This is a genomic window from Treponema primitia ZAS-1, assembly GCF_000297095.1.
Classification (GTDB): Bacteria; Spirochaetota; Spirochaetia; order Treponematales; family Breznakiellaceae; genus Termitinema; species Termitinema primitia_A.
On the sequence record NZ_AEEA01000040.1, the window covers coordinates 90468 to 108924 of the forward strand.

An 18457-nucleotide genomic window follows, 5' to 3' on the forward strand; every position below is an offset into this window, starting at 1 on the left:
TTATGGAACAGAAAGATAAGGAAGAATACAAAAGATACCGGGATGCCCTGAAAAGAATCGGGCAAAAAAAGACTTTGGTCCTTATTGATTCCCACACCATGTTTCGGGAATTGTTTGTCTCCTGGCTGATAAAGACCGGAGAGCGTTTATGGCAGACCTATGATTTTTCATCGGGCAGCGAAAAATTAGCCGCCTTATTTGAAAAAAAGCCCCCGGATTATATTTTGCTCAGAATGGATTTCGATATGAAGGATGCTGTCGATTTCCTTTCCCTCCTTGAAAAGCAAAATACAAAAACACGCACCGTGGTTTATTCGGATTGTACCGATTATACCCATGTTCGGGCTGCGTATTATGGATCTTCCGGCGGTTTTTTTAGTACCAAAAATACTACAAAAGAGATCATTCTCTGTTTACAGACTATCAAATACAGTAAATACATAGACGTGAATAATGCGCAAAAAATGGCGGATGCTGCGGAAAAAGTAAAGTCTTTGCTCAAAAAAGAGCAGGAAGTATTCACCCTTGTACAACAGGGCTTTTCCAACGCCGAAATGGCGGCCCAGCTTGGCATCGGCAAACACAGTGTGGAAAATTATTTGAGCGCCTTATACACCAAGTTCGGTGTGGAGAGCCGCAAGGAACTGGAAAATTTGTGAAGGGAGAGAGAAAAATGAAAAAGAGCAGTATAAACGAAAAAGAATATCCTTCAGGCAAGACACTTAAAACCTGCGCCTTAAAAACAGTTAAGGTGGGAGAAAAACTCGGCGAAGGCGGACAGGGCGCGGTGTACCAGGTCAGTTACGACGGCAAGCCCAAGGCCCTTAAGTGGTATTTCAGCGGCAGGATAAGTTCGCCGAAGAAATTCTACGAAAATCTTGAGAACAATATTAAAAAAGGCGCCCCCAACGCTGCGTTTTTATGGCCCCTGGATATTACTGAACCAGGCGCCGGGGCCGTAAATAGCGACACCTTCGGCTATATAATGGATCTGCGGCCCGAGGAGTATAAAGACTTTTCGCGGTTTTTGCTGGCAAAGGAAAAATTCGCAAGCCTTACCGCCCTTACCAACACGGCCCTTCAAATTGTGGAAGCCTTTCGGGAACTGCACAATTCCGGCTACAGCTATCAGGATCTGAATGACGGTAATTTTTTTGTCAACCCGAAAACCGGGGATGTGCTTATCTGCGACAATGACAATGTGGCCGAGTACGGCAAGAACTTAGGTATCGCCGGTAAATGCCGCTACATCGCGCCGGAGATCGTACTGGGGAAAAGCCTGCCCAGCGTACACACCGATAAATTTTCCCTTGCGGTGGTACTGTTTCTGCTCCTTATGTACAATCACCCCCTGGAAGGGAAAAAGGCATTCCCGCCCTGTATGACCGAGGCGTTGGAACAAAAAATTTACGGCGAAGAACCGGTGTTCATTTTTGACAGCGAGGATGATTCAAACGCTCCCCTGCCGGGGATCAACAACAATGCGATAAAACGCTGGCCCCTGTATCCGGCATATATACGCGAAAAATTTTGTGAGGCCTTTAGCAAGAAAGCATTAGGCGATCCTTCATTCAGGGTTATCGAAAAGGACTGGCTCAAGGTCTTTATCCGTCTGCGCAGCGAAATTTACAAGTGCGATACCTGCGGCAATGTCTTTTTTGCCGATCCGGTCAAAAGCAGCTATTGCCCTGACTGCCATACGGAGCATCTTTTCCAGCGGCGTATCGAATTGCCCAAATGGAATATCGCGGTTCACAAACGTACACGCCTGTACGCCTGCCATACTGAATTGGACAGCGATGATTTTAAGACCCTTACTGCAGAAATAACCATGAACGAAAGCGGGGGGTTTGAACTGAAAAACCTTTCAAAAAAAACATGGCTTGTGATAGATGCGAAGGGTAAACAAGTATCAAAGGGTATGAATAAAACCGTACCCATGGAAAAGGGAACACAAATTGTCTTTGGCAATGTTACCGCAGTAATTTTATAGGAGGATCTGAAAAATGGGCTTAAATGACGCGGTGGAAGCGATTCCACGAAAAACAATGGTGCTGTTCTTTCTGATAGACACATCGGGAAGTATGTCGGGGTCGAAAATCGGCGCGGTAAATGCCGCCATCGAAGAAGTTCTGCCGGAATTACGGGATCTTTCCGCTTCCAATGCCGACGCGGAGGTCAAAATAGCGGTCCTGGAGTTTAACAATGTCGCCCTGTGGATTACCAAAGACAATCCCGTCAAGGTTGATGATTTCCGCTGGACCTACCTTGATGCGGTCGGTACTACCTGCCTGGGCGATGCCTGTCGCCAGTTGAACGATAAGCTTTCGACCAAGTCATTTATGCGCGAGGCTTCCGGTTCCTTTGCGCCGGCAATTTTCCTGCTTTCCGATGGAGAACCCACGGACAACTTTAACGGTGGCCTTGCGGCATTACAGAAAAACAACTGGTTCCAGGCGGCAATCAAAGTAGCCGTCGCCATAGGGGACGACGCCAACAAGACTGTATTGGCGAAATTTACCGGATCCATGGAATCGGTGCTGGAAGTACACAACACGGCAATGCTCCGCAAAATGATACGTTTTGTGAGCGTACGATCTTCCCAGATTGCGAGCAAAAGTGTGCAAATAAAAACGGCAACGCAAACTCCAACGGCAACGGCAGCTCAGACGGCGGCTTTAGGCGCGGCTTCAAACGTACCGTCCGCTCCTGTTTCGCCTGCCCCCCAGTCCCCGGCAGAAACCGGCGCCAAGCAGCAGGATTTGAACCAGCAGCTTAAGGAAATTGCGGCAGAAGCGGTAAATGCCGGTGATGAGGAATGGTGAAAAAATTGCTACGCAATTTTTTCTTGGAGTTTGCGGAGCAAACTCCACAGGGGGGTTTACAATGATGTACCAGGCCTTTAGCTGTTCAGTCACCGGGGCAAGCCACGCAAAAAGCGGCAAACCTTGCCAGGATTATTCGCTGCATTATGCGGACAAAAATGTTGCCATTGCCGTTGTCGCCGATGGGCACGGCAGCGACGCGCATTTTCGCAGCGACCGGGGCGCCCGTTTTGCCTGTGAATGCGCCGTCAAGCTCATAGCCGCGTTTGCGGAAAAATACGGCGGGAATTTAGGTGAATCGGAACTACCGGAGCTGGCACGGTGCATCGCCTGTGAATGGGATAAACGAGTTACCGAGGATTGGGAAGAAGATCCGCCCGGTACATTAAATAAAGAACAGGTATCAGGGGATTCAGAGAACCATGAAGGTTCTAAGAATCCCAAGGATCTTCTGGATCCTCGCGAAGCCTATGGCTCAACGCTTATCGCGGCGGCGGTAACCCGTAGCGGCTGGTTCGGCCTGCAAATCGGCGATGGTAAATGCGCGGTTCGTTACACTGACGGCGATTTTATGCAGCCCATTCCCTGGGACGAAAAATGCTTTCTCAATGTAACGACTTCCCTGTGTGATACTGATCCGGGTTCAGAATTCCGGTTTTATGCAAGCCGCGAAATTCCTGCCGCACTGTTTATTGGTACTGACGGTGTGGATAATTCGTATCCGGTTCATGAAAACGAAAAACATCTGAACGGGTTATACAGCATTATTGCGGATAATTTTGCCAGGGAAGGTTTTAAAAAAGGATTAGTGGAACTGCGCGATTTTTTGCCTATTCTTACACAAAAAGGCAGCGGGGATGATGTGTCCATTGCCGGCATAATGAGGGTAAACCCCTAAGGAGGATAGTATGGCAAGAGGCTTAACTTTTTTAATACAGGGAATGTCATACAGCGCAGCGCCTGAAAAAATTGACCGAAAAAAACTCTACGGTAGACAGGAGACCCAGGCTGTTGCCGGAGACGGTAGTGTTTGTTCACTTGTTTCGATGGATGAAATCAGTGGATTGATCCTGTCCAAAGGCGGCATAGGCATGGGAAACCTGTCATCCGCAGGGGAGTGGGCGGAACGTTCAACACTGAAAACGGTCGCCCTTGACGGCAGTGAACTTGGCTTACACAAATCCAGCTATGACGGATCAATTACGATAGAACAAACAGTTACCCCGGAAGCATTTCTCAATCATACAATTAAGGCAATTTACAAACTTCCGGTTCCGCCTGAATGTATCGCGGCGGTGGGGAAAAGCATTTATACATTTCCCTACAATTACCGTGATTCTTATGAACAGGAGACCGCATTCCTGCTTGTATCAAACAACACGCTTTTTATGCTCACCGGTTACGAAGCCTCATTTGCCATGCTCACACTGGAACAAAATGCCGCGCTTGTGGACATGGAAACCGAAGATATTGACGAAGAATCGGACAGCGAAATTGATTTTTCATTCCGGTAAAGGAAAACTATATGCGTTTAATCAATATTACCAACGAAAAGCAGCGTGACGCAAAGGTAGCCCTGGAGCCTTTCCCGGACCGGCAGCGCACCAAACTGGTGATGGCCGACGGCACGGAAAAACAAAGCGTCCAGTTTATTAAAACAACAACAAGTTGCGATGCCCTCCTTTCCCAACACGGCTCACTTGACGCTGTGGGGGAAGCCCTCATTTCAGGGGATGGCGAAATAGATTTTGAACAGGTGGGCCGATTTCTACACAAAACGGTTAAACTCTATGTACATACAAACGGCGATATGGCTTACACGTTTAACCTTGTGCAAACCCTGTTCAATAAAGCGGGTGAGGAAATAGAACGACGGAATCTCTCAAAACAGGCGGCAAATATTGTGTCGGAAATCCCCATACGCTGGACGGGGAAACAGATCCCCAAGGACGAAGCTATCCGGCGTTTTGTGTTTACCCGCAATTACCAACTGCGCCATACTTCGGGTCTGAGTTACGATTTCCTGTTCGATATGGCAAAGCAATTACACACACAAAATTCACTGCTCCTGGTTGGGGGCGGCAAATCCGGCACGGAACCTATTGTGCTCAGTCTGGGCGGTACGCCCTATCGAGGTTTTTTAGAAGGGCGTGTAGAGGGTGAATCCGCCGGAAGCGCATATTGCCTCATTCTGCATTTGAGTAATATGGAATTAAAGGATATATAGCCCATGTCATTACTTAATTTGACCGAAGCATTACCGCGTAAAAGTACGGTTATTTTTCTCATTATTGATACGTGTATGCCCGATCTTAAGAGGAATATCCTGGAAGCGGCTATCACCCAATTACAATCCGGTCTACACGACCTTTCTGGGAACAGCAGCGAAACCTGCATTGAGACAGATTTACTGTACTATGAAGGAGAGCAGGAGTTTTCTGCAATGTGTGATACCCTACGGGGCAAACTTTCCACAAAAACTTTTTTGAAAAACCCCCAGGGCTATTATCCGCCGGTGATCGTACTTTTTTCTGCGGGAAGTTCCAATTCCGGTAACTTCGTTAAAACCGAATCGGCCCTGGTAAAACTCCACGCAAACAACTGGTGGAAAGCTGCCGATGTTTCGGCGGTGGCAATAGGCAAGGCAAGTGATCGCGGACTCCTCGTTCACTGGACCGGCAATACCGAACTGGTACTTGACGCGAATACCCCTTCGTCTCTGGAACGCATCGTAGGGTCGATTAACGCACCGCGCTTTTCCCGGGTTTTCGCTGCCGTTGATAGTTGTGAAGAGGAAACGCAGCCGCAAAACAATGATGTGTTGTCGCCAAAGACGGAGGAAGATAAACACCTTGACTACAGGTGCGATCAGACCGTACCGGCTGAATATTCACAGCAGGCAGTAAATTACAAAAAGAATATATCGAAAAACTTTGTACCCCTTAATCCTTCCCAGATAGGGGATAGGCTTTATGGGAGCGAATTTTTTGTAACCAGGAAATACGATGGCCTCTTAACCCTGCTCTTTTGGGAAAATGGCGGCGAAACAGGGGGCGGAAAACTCACCCTTGTTAATTCAAGCGGCAAAACGCTGGACTCCTCTTTACCCTGTGCCGCTGCAGCCGTATCTTGCTTTAGAAGATCGAAAATACAGAGCGCCATAATTGCCGCGGAACTGTACACCGACGAATCAGACGGCAGAACAAGGGTGACAGACACCTTATCGGCGTTAGCGAAAAAGGGCGATCACAGCCGCCTCCGGCTTGCGCCGTTTGATATTGTGTCCATTGATGGCGTCCAATGGCAGGGAGAAAACTACGGCAAAACCCATGCGCAGCTAGGATACATCTTTACTGATACACAGTTCGCAGGTCCCGTCAGGTGTACGGTTTGCCATAACAAATTTGAGGTGCAAAGTATATTTGCCGAGTGGGTTGAAGGTGAAGGCAGCGAAGGGCTTGTGGTACGAACCGGTAAAAACGGCCTTTACAAGATAAAGCCCCGTCAAACCATAGACGCCGCAGTGGTGGGCTTTTCCGAAGTAGACGGCGGGGGCGCGGTACGGAGTCTGCTCTACGCGCTTATGAAAACCGAAAACGGCGAAGCGGGGCAATACCAAATAATAGGGCGTACCGGAAATGGTTTGACAACTGAACAGAAGAAGTCCCTTTACAGCTGCCTTATGGCGCAAAAAATCCCGTCGAATTATGTGGAGGTTGATTCAAATCATGCGGCGTTCCACCTTGTTAAACCCGAATTGGTGGTAGAACTTTCGGTTAATGATGTACTCACCGAAAATGCCGCAGGGCTTATCCGGAATCCCCTGCTTGCTTTACAGGGAAGCGGCCTGAACAAAATCGGCGCCGCCCCCGGTTATAGTTTTGTATCCGCAGTTATTGAACGGTTCCGGGACGATAAAACAGTAAACCCCGTTGATGTGCGCCTGTCCCAATTTTCGGTACAGGCCGAATTGTCCTCAGCGGCTATGCCGGTAGTGCCCGCCAAAATTGCGCCTTCTAAAGTACTGTTCCGGCGGGTATATAAAAAGGAAGCTTCCCCTATGATGGTGCAAAAATATGTGGTATGGTGTACAAATAAAGGGGAAACCCCTCGAAATATCAATTCCGTGGGAAATAAGGATTATCCGTCCTTTGTTTTTTCGTATACCAATTTTAGCGCAGGCCGTGCGGAACCCCTGGCCATCGAGGTGCGTGTCTCGGAAAGCAAGGAACAAATCATGGATCTATGCCGGCGCTGTATCGAAAAAGAGGTAAAGACCGGATGGGTGCAGATTGTGTAATATACAGGGAATAGGAGTTTATCCATGAACCTCTCCAAAAGCCGTTATTGTCAGGGCCTTCAATGCCCCAAAATCCTCTGGATGAAAGAAAATAAACCGGATGAATATAACGATGAAGTGATGAATGAGGCAATACTGAAAACCGGCAATGAAGTCGGCGATCTGGCAATGGGCTATTTTGGCGAATTTGCCGAAGTGGCCTACAACGCCGATAAATCCCGCATGATTTCCGATACCGAAAAACTGCTTGCGGAAGGACATACGGTACTATGCGAAGCATCTTTTTCGTATAAGGGCAATTTCTGTTCCGTTGATATTTTGCGGAAATTCAAAAATGCCGTTGAAATAGTCGAGGTCAAAAGTTCTACGGAAATAAAACCCGTATATATTGATGATATGGCCTTTCAATATTATGTACTCTCAGGATGCGGCCTCGGAGTCAAAAAAATATCCCTCATGCATATCAACAACCGGTATGTCAGACAGGGAAACCTGGATCTCAAAAAACTTTTCACCATAGAGGATTGTACACCGGAAGTTATTGCAAAGCAAAAGGACATGGAAAAACAGATAGCGGACATCAAGCTAATCGCCGGGCAGAAACAGGAACCGGTCATCGGCATAGGCCCCCATTGCGGCGATCCCTATCTCTGCGGATATACGGACTATTGCTGGCGGCACATCCCGGATAAAAGCGTTTTTACCATTGCCCGTTTACCGGGGAAAAAGAAGTTCGATTATTATGATCGGGGAATAATCAGCTTTGATGATATTCTAAAAAGCGGCGTATCCCTCTCGGAAAAGCAACAGCGGCAGCTTGAATCTGAAGCGAAGCAGCTCCCGCCGCGTATTGACACAGAAAAGATACGCGCCTTTCTGGATACCCTGAGTTGCCCCCTCTATTTCCTGGACTTTGAAACCTTCATGCCCGCGCTCCCCCCCTTTGACGGCTGCAGGCCCTATATGCAAATTCCCTTTCAATATTCCCTGCATATCCTTAAAAGCCCTGCCGCGGAATTGGAACACCGTGAATTCCTTGCGCAGGAGGGAACCGACCCCAGGCGCCCCCTGGCGGAGGCCCTCTGTAAGGACATACCCCGGACAGTCTGTACCCTGGCGTATAACATGGGCTTTGAAAAGATGGTGATTGCAAACCTTGCCGAACTGTTCCCCGATTTATCCAAACAGTTACTTGCCATACGGCGGCATATTAAGGACCTGATGACCCCGTTTCAATCCCATGCCTATTACCGCCGTGAGTTTGAAGGCTCCTATTCAATTAAAGCCGTCCTCCCCGCCCTGTTCCCCGATGATCCCGAATTGGATTACCACGGTCTTGACCTAATCCAAAACGGCGGTGATGCCATGAATGCTTTCCTGGGTCTGGAGAAGAAAGAAAGCCGGGAAATCGCCGCAATACGCCAGGCCCTCATTGCCTACTGCCGCCTTGATACCCTGGCAATGGTAAAAATATGGGAGTATTTGAAAAGCCTTGTGTAATCTCTCGAAATACCCCTTGCACAATGAAGAAGGGGCGGGGTATGTACCCCTTGGACGGAACCAACATACCCCGCCGCAGAGCGCGCAAAGCGACGGAGTATGTTGTTCTGTAAGAAAATTGCGGACCTAAGATCCAATTTGACCGGTGGCAGTTGGGGCTAAAACCCCACTATTTCCTTATATCACAAGGAATTATCTAATGAGCCGCGCCTGATTCGAACAGGCGACCCACGCCTTAAAAGGGCGTTGCTCTACCTACTGAGCTAGCGGCCCGGGTCAAAGTACTGTATCCGAATATACAAGTAAAAGTCAAGACTTCAGTTCCGCAATTGCGTCAAAATGGGGTTCCACCGGTTCCAGGGGCCCCAGTATCCTGCACCGGAGAACGGTTCCCGGCGGCGGAAGGGGCTGTCCCGGCTGCAGGGGGAGGCGTAGTTTGAGGTAATTTTCCGATAGGGCGCTTATTGCATCTCCTTGTCGGCCATCTTCGGCTATGGCCTCCACGGTTTTCCCGGCCCAGCGGCTGATATAGGCGGCCCGCCCCTGCCGCCCCAGATTGATGAGGGATTCCACCCGGCTTACCGCTTCCCGTTCCGGAACGCTTTCCGTAAAGTTCCAGGCCTCAGTCCCGGGACGCCGGGAATAGGGGAAGGCGTGGATCCAGGCGAAACCGGCGCGGCGGCAGAGTTCGTGGGTCTTGGCAAATTCTTCGGGGGTTTCGCCGGGGAAACCGGTGATGATATCACAGGCCAGGAACGGGTCTTCCCGCAGGGCCCGCAGGCAACGGACGGCGTTTTCCACGGTTTCCGGACCATAGTTACGGCGCATACGCTCCAGGATTTGCGGGCTGCCGGACTGAATCGACAGGTGAAAATGGGGGCGGATACGCTGGTTGGACAGGACCCGGAGAAAGGGCTCGGTCATACCGTCGGGTTCAAGGGAGGAAAGCCGCAGGGCTATGGTTTGGGTATTTGCCAGGAGATATTCCAGGATGCCCCCCAGATCCAGGCCGGAGGAACGATACTGGTTAAGATTTACCCCGGTGAGTACCGCTTCCCCGTGGCCGGCGTTCTCCAGCGCCCGCAGCCGGGACAGGAGGGTTTCCGCATCCAGGCTTACGCTGGGACCGCGGGCCAGGCTTACCCGGCAGTAGGAGCAGGCATGGTTACAACCATCCTGAATCTTCATGAAAGGCCGGGAGTGGAAGGAAAGGTCCGTTACGTTAAACCGAAAGGGATCCCCGGGATCCATGCCCCCGGAGTCCGGGGGCGCCACTGCCCTACCCGGCTCCAGGTACCGTTCCAGGGCTTGGGACAGGCTGCCGTCAGGCGTATCCCGTAAATACCGGGGCAGGTCCAGGAGGAGGGTCTTGCGGTCACCGGTAAGCACAAAGAGGCGCCGAAGCTCCCCTTCCTCCAGGGCGGCAATAGCATCAGCCTCTACCTGAGCATAGCAGCCGGTGACGATGATACAGGAACGGGGGTTATCCTTTAACGCTTTGCGGATGAGCCGCCGGGCCTTTTGCTCCGACTTGGAGGTAACCGTACAGGTATTGATCACCAGGATGTCCGCGAAATCCCCGGCGCTTACGGAAAAACCTTCACGGCTAAAGGCTTCGGCTATGGATTCACCTTCGATCTGATTTAACTTACAGCCCAGGGTTTGGATGGAGGCGGATACCATTGTTTCTAGCGGATAGTTATGGCCGCCAGGGCCTGCCGGGTACGTTCCAACCCGCGGCGGGCATCGGCATACTGGGCATTCAGGAGAAGGGCCCGCTCATAGGCGCGGATCGCTTCCTGCAGTTCCCTGGCGTTTTCCCGGCCGGCATTTTCCCGGGCATAGGCCAAACGGGTCCACCAGACGGCGTTTCCCGGCACATAGTGCACCGCCGTTGACAGGGCAATATCCGCATGCCGGAAACGGCCCAGACGGATATAGATCTCCCCGATAAAATAATAGACCATATCAATACGGCCCCCCTCGGGGGCGAGGTTGACATACTCCTGAAAATATTCCAGGGCATCCTTGTTACTACCCTGATAGTAGCCGATTTCCCCCAGAATTTCGACGATCCTTGGGTCGTAACGGCTAAGATTCCGGCCCCGCCGGGCGTAATTCAGGGCTTCCTCGTACCGGCCAAGGCTGATAAGGCTCCAGCAGAGCACTACATGGGACTCCAGATTGTTAGGATCTACCCTTAATTCGCTTCTGCAGATGGTAACGGCGGATTCATAATTGCGATTCCGGTATTCAACCAGTGCATCGGGCTGATTTTGTGCAAACCCACGCCCCAAGGGGAAAATGAGAAACAAAAACATCCCCCCACAGAAAAAAAGACCCTTCTTCATTCCCATCTATTCCGTATTATCCCGTTTTTCCATGGTACACCGGCCATTAAACACACAACCGGTATCCATAAAGATATCCGGGGCGGTGACATTGCCGTTCAGTTTTCCGGTTACCGAAACCTCCACCCTTTCCGAAGCGGTGACATCCCCCGTAACAGACCCGCGGATTATCACCCGGGGGGCGTTGATATTCGCCTCCACCACGGCGTCCTCATCAACCACCAAAAGACCCCGGGCTTCTATTTCTCCGGAAAGCTTCCCCCGGATCAGAAAGGGTTTTTCAAAGTTGAGGGTACCGGAAAAATCGATATCCTCGGATAAAATCGTATCAAAATCTTCATCTTCCAGTACGTCGTTGTGAACATCGGTCATTGATAAGCTCCAATTATTAATAATTACCGTTGATTGCCTTCCCGTCAATAGGCCTGGAAAGGAATACACACGGACATAATAAGAATCACCCATTAATTAGTTGGTGTGGTCCGTGGTTATTCCTAATTCCTCTCCGTCCCCTTGCGTGTTCCCCCTATACAAGGTATGCTAAATACAATGTTTTTTAATTAATGTAACCTAAAGGAGAAAAATATGGACTTTGTAAACGACATGCGGCAGAAGGCGAAGGCCCTGCAAAAACGGCTGGTATTAGCCGAAGGAACTGAACCCCGGACAATCCGGGCCGCCCGGGTCATCCTGGATGAAAAGCTGGCCGCTTCGGTAACCCTGGTGGGCAAAGAATCGGAGATTCAGACCGTGGCCGAAAAGGAAGGGGTCAATTTAGGGGGTATTAACATCATCAATCCCCAGGTTTCACCCCTGGCAGGAAAATATGCCCAGGAATATTACAATCTGCGGAAGCATAAGGGCATGACTGAGGAGCAGGCGAAGAAGGATATGACCCATTTCCTGCGCTGGGGGGCCATGATGGTCCACCTGGGTGATGCGGACGCCATGGTTGCGGGCGCGGAAAGCGCCACCGCGGATGTGCTCCGGGCAGGGCTTGCCATTATCGGCACCATTCCCGGCTCCAAGACCGCTTCCTCCTGCTTTGTGGTGCAAACCACCGACAAGGCCTGGGGTGTGGACGGTACCCTGATTTTCTCTGACTGCGCGGTAGTTCCGGACCCCACGGCGGAACAGCTGGCGGATATCGCCGTAAGCGCCTCCCAGTCCTGTAAGGAATTCCTCGGGGTTGACGCGGTGGTGGCCCTGCTCTCCTTCTCCACCAAGGGTTCCGGCGGGGATCACCCCAATGTACTCAAGGTAAAGACAGCCCTGGACCTGGCAAAAGCCAAGGCCCCTAACTTGATAATTGACGGTGAGATCCAGGCCGATGCAGCCCTGGTTCCCGCGGTAACCGATAAAAAAGCCCCGGGCAGCCCTATCAAAGGCAAGGTGAACACCCTGGTATTCCCCGACCTTGGGGCCGGCAACATCGGCTACAAACTGGTACAGCGTCTGGGCAAGGCTGAAGCCTTCGGGCCCTTCCTCCAGGGTTTCGCCAAACCGATCAGCGATCTTTCACGGGGCGCCTCGGTGGAGGACATTGTGGTAACCTCTGCGGTTACTTTAGCCCGGGCGAAGTAATTAGAAAAGAAGCTAAATAAGCGAAAAGAAATTAAAGAAGGCCGGCTTGGACTGATGTCCGGGCCGGCTTTCTTATTCCAGGGCGTTCTCTATGGCCTTTAGAATAGCTTTGCTGCTCCCCGTGGCGCCGCTTACGGCGTCTACCGTCAGGCTCTGTTTTGCCAGAACCGTTTCGGTGATTTTTTCAGCTTTTTTTCCAAGGCCGTTAAAATGTTTAATAATGGTTATGTTTGTTAAGGTTTTATCCTTTACTTCCACGTCCAGGACAACCGACACCGGGCGTATTTTATACTGCCCCCGGTATATGCCATCCTCTTTCCACTGCAAATCCGGCATAACGGCCTGTATTGTATCAAACCTGCTGGCGCATCCGCTCAGGGACACAACTAGTAACACAAGAATCACGCCCATGGCGCCCGTCAATTTCTTCATACTATTCCTCCTTATTCCTTTTCCGCTTGAATCTGCGCCGCCGCAAGTATAGCTGCGGGCACCGCGTATGGCGAGCATGACACATAATTTATGCCCGTGTCCATGCAAAACCGGATCGCCGCCGGGTCGGCGCCCTGCTCGCCGCAGAGTCCGCAGACCAGATCAGGCCGGGTAAGGCGGCCGCGATCCACCGCCAGGGCGATGAGCTCCTGAACCCGTTCGTCCAGCACACGAAAGGGATTGCCCTCCAGAAGATCATAGTGGGAATAGGCGGGTAAAAAGGCGGCGGCATCGTCCCGGGAAAGGCCCAGGGTGGTTTGGGTCAGGTCGTTTGTGCCAAAGCTGAAAAACTGCGCGTACCTGGCAATATCTCCGGCCCCCAGCGCCGCGGCGGGCAGCTCGATCATGGCGCCGATAGGGCAGTTCCGGAATTCCTCAATATCCGCAATTCCCGCGTAGCCTGCCCCCTCCACCCGCTTGCCGTAGGCGATGAGCTTTAGCTCCGCTGCGTTCATCACCAGGGGGACCATGATCTCCGGCCGGACATCCAGCTTCTCATCCTGTATTTTATGGACCGCCTCAAAGATGGCCCGAACCTGCATGGCGTATATTTCCGGATAGCTTACGGCGATGCGGCAGCCCCGGTGTCCGAGCATGGGGTTACATTCCCGCAGCGTTTCTATCCGTGCCAGGATTTCATCCCTGGTTACCACTGTTTCTCCGGAAGCTGAGATGTGGTCAATATACGATGTAATATCAGCATCGCTGCGGGGCATGAATTCGTGGAGGGGGGCGTCCAGGAGCCGGATGGTGACGTGCTTTCCCGCCATGATCTTGAAGATGCGGTAAAAATCATCACCCTGCATTGCCCGGAGCTTTTCCAGGGCCTTGTCCCGCGCCCCGCCGGATTCGGAGAGGATCAGCTCACGGAAGGTGTTGATCCGTTCTGGTTTGAAAAACATGTGTTCCGTGCGGCAGAGACCGATACCCTCGGCGCCAAGGGACAGCGCCTTTTCCGCGTCTTCGGGGGTCTCCGCGTTTGCCCGGATTTGGAAATTCTTTGTAAGCCCCTTAGCCAGGGCGATAAAATCAAGGAGGGCGGATCCGGTAATATTCGGTTCGGAAATTTCCGCAATCCCCTGGTATACCGAAGATTCCGCGTCATAGGGGACATCCAGGGTGATGGGGTCACCTTCGCTAAAACTCAGGCTGCCCAGAATCGCTGTTTTATCAGTAATACTGATCTCCGGCGCCACCAGGGATACCTTACCGTACTGGCGGGCCACCACCGAGGCATGGGCTGCATAGCCGCCCTGGGCAGTGAGAACACCGGCGGCGGCCTCAATGCCCTTTACATCCCCCGCAAATGCGGCCGGCAGGACCAGGATACACCGGGTATCCTCACCCCGCTGCCGGGCGAGCGCCTTGGCTTCCAGGAGGGCATCGGCGCTGAAATAGACCCTGCCCGCCGCCGCACCGGGCGCGCCGGAAATACCGCCGGTCCATTTCGGCAGCCCTTCTGCGCGGGAAACTTCGTTGCAAGTAGCGCGGGAAACTTCGTTGCAAGTAGCGCGGGAAACTTCGTTGCAAGTCATACTTTGGGCGTTTATACGCGGATGGAGAATTTCGTTTAACCGCGAAAGGTCCAGGGCTTTAACCGCGCCGGCCGCGTCCAAGGTTCCCCGTTTCACCTTATCCAGCAGAAACTTTATTTCATCCTCCGCTGTTTTTCTGCTATTTAGAATAATTTTAAGACCCCCTTCTCCGGGCTTTCCAGAAAGGGCTCAAATTTGCTGCTTGACCCCTGGGCTAAATAGCGCCGCAGCCTGGCCACATCCCGAATATCACTTCCGGATACGGCAAATTGGATTGAACCGCCATGCTTAACCTTACCCCAGGTGAACAGGGAATTGATATCCAGGATAGGCTCGTCCCCGTAATAAACATGTACCTTGAGCGTGGGATATTTGGCGTTGTAACTCTGTATAATTCTCTTCCAGGCTTCCACATTGCCGTTGTGGAAAAGCTCATTGGTAACCGCCACGGAGTAAAGGGGGGTCATCTTTACGCGGGGAACTCTCCGACTAAAGTCGGCGCTGCAAGTAACGGGGTTCCCGCCGGCTGTATACAACTCCGGGGGTATGTCCGGCTGGCTGCCGCTGAAAAGGGCGATGGCCGTCTCCGCCGCCTTTAAACAAAGCCCCTGGGGGAGATCCCGGATGGCATTGCCGGCGTAGACCGTAAGGAGTTCCCGGGGACGGACCTTTCCCAGGGCGGTAAGCTGTGCAGCGTTTTTAGGATTGGCTATCAGGAGAAAGCGGGGATCATGGAAGGCGGCAACCAAATCCACGGCCTCCCATTGGGCGAATTCAGCGGCCAGGGCCGGAAGATCGACGGCTATGGCGGCGGGGTTTGCAGAAAGGGCTTGGTATCCCAGCTTGTCCATAAGGAGCGAGCGCAGGAGTGGAAGGACATTGGCGCCGGAAAAATCTCTATACTCCGGCTCCCGGAGTATATCCGAGAGGTTTTCGCCGGTTTCCAGGGTTTCTAAAATCTTAACCGTCTTTTTGATATACCGTACCGCAGAATTAAACCCGGATCTGGTGGATAAAAGCCCCAGGCCGGTTTTTTCTTGTATCATCCTTAAAACTTCCTATGAATAAGCAAAAAAGTAAAGTCTTTTTCGATTTTTCCTCTTCCTTTACTGTTTATAATTTTGTAGTATGATAAAATAGCGGGAAAGGGAGGATTTTTCGTGCCAGATCCCCGGCAAAAAATACTGGATTTTATCACTAAAAACACTCATTTTGTTCTCACCACCCATGATCCGGCGGATGCGGATGGTATTGGGGCAGAGATTGCCATGGTCCATATTTTGCGAAAACTCCATAAGGAGGTACAGGCGCTCAATGCTTCGGCTATTCCGGAGCGGTTCAGCTTTATGGATACCCAAAACATTGCCGGGGTCTGGGAAAGTGGGAAACACCAGGACCTGCCGGGAAAATCGGCGCTGATCATCCTGGATACCTCCGATGAATTCCATACCGGAGCGATGAAGGAAATTATTCCCCAATTTCAAGCGGTCATGGTCATTGACCACCATGAGCTAAACCCCCACTCTACCCTGGACGGGTACATCGACCCGACTGCCGCCGCAACCTGCGAAATGATCATGGAAATCGCCGGGGATCTGAACATACGCTTGGACAGAGAAACCGCCATAGCGGCCTATGCGGGGATCTGTTTTGATTCCGGGTCCTTTGCCTATTCAAAAACCACCGCCAGGACCTTTAGGACGGCCCAGTTACTGGTTGAAGCCGGCGCCATGCCCTATGAGATATACGGCGAGTTGAACGAGAGCGCCTCCACCGCTTCCCTGCTTTTGCAGAGCCAGGTATTAGCCAGTCTGACCCTTTATTTCGGAGGCCGGGTGGCGGTACAGATACTTCGGCAAGGGGACCTTGCTTCCACCGGAGCCGCATTTGAGGATGCTGAATCTTTTATCAACATCCCCCTGAAAAGTAAGGAAATCCTGGTATCAATACTGGTTAAGGAAACCAGCGAAGGCAAGATCCGCTGTTCCCTGCGTTCCAAGGGGCTGGTTAATGTTTCTAAAATAGCCCAGCAATTTTCAGGGGGAGGCCATGCTCTGGCGGCGGGGTTCCGCAGTGATCTTACCATGGAAGAAACCCTGGCCCGTGTTTTAGAAAAGGTGAAAGCCGCTCTGGAAACCCAATCAAAGCCCCCTGCTGCTTGCAGCGAAGGTCCCCGCGCAGAAAAGTTATGACCAGCAAAATTATAAAGATCCTAACCCCCCTGATTTTTTTGCTTACCGCCGCGGGCATCGCTTTTTTGTACTTTATGCCCATACAGCGGTCCAATATACCGGGAAAAAAGCAGTGGCAGACCCGGGTTGTAATTCCCCAGAATCCTGATACCGCCGACTATGAAGGAAACAGTGATGTTGAACGTATGGTCTATGAGGATACCATGAACGCCAAGGTCACCCTGAATGCGGGTGAATCTATTGTGGCTGTCCTCACCCAGGATCTGAACGGTGATATGGTGGATGATCAGATCCTGGCGTACCGTAATCTTCTGGAAATGGACAGCCCCATTTTTATCACCTATATTGTTTTTGATGATGCGGTGGGCGGATATCGGCGGCTGTGGAGCGCCCCAACCACGGTTACCCGTCCGGGGACCGTTTCGGTTTATACCCAGGACCTCATTGGAGATCGCAGTCTTTGTATTCTGATAAGCGGCATGAACAGTACCGGGGAACATACCCTGACGGTTTTTCGTGAAAGTGCGGATGAAAGACAGGATCCGGAGGATCCGGAGGATCCACAGGATCCGTATGAAATGCCCTTCGAAAAATAGCGGATCTGCGTATAGACGGTTCCATTCAGGTGCAGGAAGCGGAACGCACCCAAGCCTACCAGATGGGTCTTGCCAAAGGGCAGAGCTTTACCCTTGCAGCGTATGGCCGGGACTTTGACTCGACAAACATACTGGATCAGGTGGAAGTTATCCATACCTACAACACCCTTAACGGACGCTACGAACAGAGCCGGGTCACCAGGATTCCGGGTTCCCAGATTGAACAGCGCCGGGTACGGGAATTATTGAACGGGGGGCGGGAGGAATTTGAAAAATTCATCACCGGCCTTTGGTACTATGTGAGCCCCCAGGGGACCCTGGATAACCGTCAGTATATCTATTTTGATCCCCCCAATAAGGAGATCATCTTTTACGGTGAAGAGATCCAGCAGGTTTTTACCTGGCAAAATTCCAGTGCCACCCGGCATGGTCTCTATATCTCCAGCCAGAATATTTCGGTAACCACCCTCAGGCGTTTCATTGATATAGAACTGGAATCCATGGACAGTATACGGATGAAGGTTTTTGAGGATGTCCGTCTTAAGATCTACGTTTCCGCCCCCTGGGATGGTTCCTATCGAAAGGCCGGCACGACGGGTGCCCCCGACAGCATTAGCTCTAAACCCGCGGTACTCCCCTATATCGATGCATCCTATGATGGTTCCATCGGCAGGCTGATTCTATCCGCCGACGGAAACTACGAACTCCATTCCACAGGCGCCCTGCAGTCCTGGGGAAAATACGCTTTTTTCATGCTGGACAACCAGGAACTACTCGAACTGCGTCCCAGAAATAATGCCGACCATCCCCACGAAACCTACCGTATAGAACGTAACGAAAGTACGAATCCCGATATCCTTACCCTGGTGCGGATCCGCTTGGGAACCCGGGGAGTACAGGAGCTGCACGAAGCTGCCATTACTTTGGCGCGGATCCCCCGTTAGGCCGGGAACATTGAAGGTCTGTCATCGTGTTCCTTTTCGCAAAAACGGTTCCAGACTTGGACAGCAATGTTTACAAAACCATGCCAGTGATACTATAGGCGCCGTATTCGCGCAGCGCTAATAAATATGCCCCAGGGG

General features: G+C 51.6%; 18 protein-coding genes and 1 tRNA gene. 12 read left to right on the plus strand and 7 right to left on the minus strand.

The genetic code is table 11. The features are described 5' to 3' along the window. The first annotated feature begins 2 nt into the window (after positions 1-2). The 8 genes from TPRIMZ1_RS0106850 to TPRIMZ1_RS0106885 all read left to right on the plus strand — a co-directional run bounded on the left by TPRIMZ1_RS0106850 (position 3) and on the right by TPRIMZ1_RS0106885 (position 8625). Positions 3-659 carry a response regulator transcription factor gene (locus TPRIMZ1_RS0106850; RefSeq protein WP_010256783.1) on the plus strand — a complete coding sequence of 219 codons (657 nt, stop codon included), beginning with the start codon at positions 3-5 and terminating at the stop codon, positions 657-659. A gap of 14 nt (positions 660-673) precedes the next feature. Further along, on the plus strand, positions 674-1993 hold the full coding sequence (locus tag TPRIMZ1_RS0106855; protein ID WP_010256786.1) for a protein kinase domain-containing protein: 1320 nt from the start codon (positions 674-676) through the stop codon (positions 1991-1993). A 13-nt stretch (positions 1994-2006) separates the two neighbouring features. Beyond that, entirely contained in the window at positions 2007-2825 is an 819-nt protein-coding gene (locus tag TPRIMZ1_RS0106860) for a vWA domain-containing protein (RefSeq protein ID WP_010256791.1), read from the plus strand. A 61-nt stretch (positions 2826-2886) separates the two neighbouring features. Next, positions 2887-3723, plus strand: a complete 837-nt coding sequence (locus tag TPRIMZ1_RS0106865; RefSeq protein WP_010256794.1) for a PP2C family serine/threonine-protein phosphatase — start codon at positions 2887-2889, stop codon at positions 3721-3723. Positions 3724-3733: 10 nt separating this feature from the next. After that, the gene (locus tag TPRIMZ1_RS0106870) at positions 3734-4339 is read left to right on the plus strand and encodes a hypothetical protein (RefSeq protein ID WP_010256797.1); all 606 of its coding nucleotides are present in this window, start codon (positions 3734-3736) and stop codon (positions 4337-4339) included. Between the two features lie 11 nt (positions 4340-4350). Then, positions 4351-5052: a hypothetical protein gene (locus TPRIMZ1_RS0106875; RefSeq protein WP_010256800.1), complete on the plus strand. Its 702-nt coding sequence runs from the start codon at positions 4351-4353 to the stop codon at positions 5050-5052. A gap of 3 nt (positions 5053-5055) precedes the next feature. After that, complete coding sequence (locus TPRIMZ1_RS0106880; protein WP_010256803.1) at positions 5056-7125, plus strand: ATP-dependent DNA ligase; 2070 nt, start codon at positions 5056-5058, stop codon at positions 7123-7125. A 24-nt stretch (positions 7126-7149) separates the two neighbouring features. Further along, entirely contained in the window at positions 7150-8625 is a 1476-nt protein-coding gene (locus TPRIMZ1_RS0106885; protein WP_010256806.1) for a DUF2779 domain-containing protein, read from the plus strand. A 200-nt stretch (positions 8626-8825) separates the two neighbouring features. On the opposite strand, the gene TPRIMZ1_RS0106890 is transcribed toward TPRIMZ1_RS0106885, so the two are convergent. The 4 genes from TPRIMZ1_RS0106890 to TPRIMZ1_RS0106905 all read right to left on the minus strand — a co-directional run bounded on the left by TPRIMZ1_RS0106890 (position 8826) and on the right by TPRIMZ1_RS0106905 (position 11348). Next, positions 8826-8898 (minus strand) — tRNA-Lys (locus tag TPRIMZ1_RS0106890). A 36-nt stretch (positions 8899-8934) separates the two neighbouring features. Beyond that, positions 8935-10308, minus strand: coding sequence for a tRNA (N(6)-L-threonylcarbamoyladenosine(37)-C(2))-methylthiotransferase MtaB (gene mtaB, locus TPRIMZ1_RS0106895; protein WP_010256808.1), 1374 nt, complete (start codon positions 10306-10308; stop codon positions 8935-8937). Positions 10309-10313: 5 nt separating this feature from the next. Continuing rightward, the gene (locus tag TPRIMZ1_RS0106900; RefSeq protein WP_100217020.1) at positions 10314-10946 is read right to left on the minus strand and encodes a tetratricopeptide repeat protein; all 633 of its coding nucleotides are present in this window, start codon (positions 10944-10946) and stop codon (positions 10314-10316) included. Between the two features lie 36 nt (positions 10947-10982). Continuing rightward, the gene (locus tag TPRIMZ1_RS0106905; protein ID WP_010256814.1) at positions 10983-11348 is read right to left on the minus strand and encodes a bactofilin family protein; all 366 of its coding nucleotides are present in this window, start codon (positions 11346-11348) and stop codon (positions 10983-10985) included. A gap of 213 nt (positions 11349-11561) precedes the next feature. On the opposite strand from TPRIMZ1_RS0106905, the gene pta reads away from it, so the two are divergent. Next, entirely contained in the window at positions 11562-12560 is a 999-nt protein-coding gene (gene pta, locus TPRIMZ1_RS0106910; protein WP_010256818.1) for a phosphate acetyltransferase, read from the plus strand. Between the two features lie 72 nt (positions 12561-12632). Here the strand turns inward: pta and TPRIMZ1_RS0106915 are convergent, their stop codons facing one another. The 3 genes from TPRIMZ1_RS0106915 to TPRIMZ1_RS0106925 are packed head-to-tail and all read right to left on the minus strand — an operon-like array spanning position 12633 to position 15633. Beyond that, entirely contained in the window at positions 12633-12992 is a 360-nt protein-coding gene (locus tag TPRIMZ1_RS0106915) for an FMN-binding protein (RefSeq protein ID WP_010256822.1), read from the minus strand. An 11-nt stretch (positions 12993-13003) separates the two neighbouring features. Further along, on the minus strand, positions 13004-14683 hold the full coding sequence (locus TPRIMZ1_RS18585; protein WP_010256826.1) for a putative PEP-binding protein: 1680 nt from the start codon (positions 14681-14683) through the stop codon (positions 13004-13006). Between the two features lie 47 nt (positions 14684-14730). Further along, positions 14731-15633: a hypothetical protein gene (locus TPRIMZ1_RS0106925; protein WP_010256829.1), complete on the minus strand. Its 903-nt coding sequence runs from the start codon at positions 15631-15633 to the stop codon at positions 14731-14733. 114 nt (positions 15634-15747) lie between these two features. Between TPRIMZ1_RS0106925 and TPRIMZ1_RS0106930 the strand changes: the two genes are divergently transcribed. The 3 genes from TPRIMZ1_RS0106930 to TPRIMZ1_RS20845 are packed head-to-tail and all read left to right on the plus strand — an operon-like array spanning position 15748 to position 18319. Next, entirely contained in the window at positions 15748-16779 is a 1032-nt protein-coding gene (locus TPRIMZ1_RS0106930) for a DHH family phosphoesterase (protein WP_010256832.1), read from the plus strand. Then, the gene (locus tag TPRIMZ1_RS20840) at positions 16776-17375 is read left to right on the plus strand and encodes a hypothetical protein (protein ID WP_038078062.1); all 600 of its coding nucleotides are present in this window, start codon (positions 16776-16778) and stop codon (positions 17373-17375) included. The genes TPRIMZ1_RS0106930 and TPRIMZ1_RS20840 overlap by 4 nt, the downstream gene beginning before the upstream one ends. A 29-nt stretch (positions 17376-17404) precedes the next feature. Then, positions 17405-18319: a pallilysin-related adhesin gene (locus TPRIMZ1_RS20845; protein WP_232616763.1), complete on the plus strand. Its 915-nt coding sequence runs from the start codon at positions 17405-17407 to the stop codon at positions 18317-18319. Positions 18320-18457: the final 138 nt, after the last annotated feature.

Bases quoted from the DNA above. Each gene is read 5' to 3' on its own strand.
- TPRIMZ1_RS0106850 (WP_010256783.1), top strand. From the start codon at position 3: ATGGAACAGAAAGATAAGGAAGAATACAAAAGATACCGGGATGCCCTG.
- TPRIMZ1_RS0106855 (WP_010256786.1), top strand. From the start codon at position 674: ATGAAAAAGAGCAGTATAAACGAAAAAGAATATCCTTCAGGCAAGACA.
- TPRIMZ1_RS0106860 (WP_010256791.1), top strand. From the start codon at position 2,007: ATGGGCTTAAATGACGCGGTGGAAGCGATTCCACGAAAAACAATGGTG.
- TPRIMZ1_RS0106865 (WP_010256794.1), top strand. From the start codon at position 2,887: ATGATGTACCAGGCCTTTAGCTGTTCAGTCACCGGGGCAAGCCACGCA.
- TPRIMZ1_RS0106870 (WP_010256797.1), top strand. From the start codon at position 3,734: ATGGCAAGAGGCTTAACTTTTTTAATACAGGGAATGTCATACAGCGCA.
- TPRIMZ1_RS0106875 (WP_010256800.1), top strand. From the start codon at position 4,351: ATGCGTTTAATCAATATTACCAACGAAAAGCAGCGTGACGCAAAGGTA.
- TPRIMZ1_RS0106880 (WP_010256803.1), top strand. From the start codon at position 5,056: ATGTCATTACTTAATTTGACCGAAGCATTACCGCGTAAAAGTACGGTT.
- TPRIMZ1_RS0106885 (WP_010256806.1), top strand. From the start codon at position 7,150: ATGAACCTCTCCAAAAGCCGTTATTGTCAGGGCCTTCAATGCCCCAAA.
- mtaB (WP_010256808.1), bottom strand. From the start codon at position 10,308: ATGGTATCCGCCTCCATCCAAACCCTGGGCTGTAAGTTAAATCAGATC.
- TPRIMZ1_RS0106900 (WP_100217020.1), bottom strand. From the start codon at position 10,946: ATGTTTTTGTTTCTCATTTTCCCCTTGGGGCGTGGGTTTGCACAAAAT.
- TPRIMZ1_RS0106905 (WP_010256814.1), bottom strand. From the start codon at position 11,348: ATGACCGATGTTCACAACGACGTACTGGAAGATGAAGATTTTGATACG.
- pta (WP_010256818.1), top strand. From the start codon at position 11,562: ATGGACTTTGTAAACGACATGCGGCAGAAGGCGAAGGCCCTGCAAAAA.
- TPRIMZ1_RS0106915 (WP_010256822.1), bottom strand. From the start codon at position 12,992: ATGAAGAAATTGACGGGCGCCATGGGCGTGATTCTTGTGTTACTAGTT.
- TPRIMZ1_RS0106925 (WP_010256829.1), bottom strand. From the start codon at position 15,633: ATGATACAAGAAAAAACCGGCCTGGGGCTTTTATCCACCAGATCCGGG.
- TPRIMZ1_RS20840 (WP_038078062.1), top strand. From the start codon at position 16,776: ATGACCAGCAAAATTATAAAGATCCTAACCCCCCTGATTTTTTTGCTT.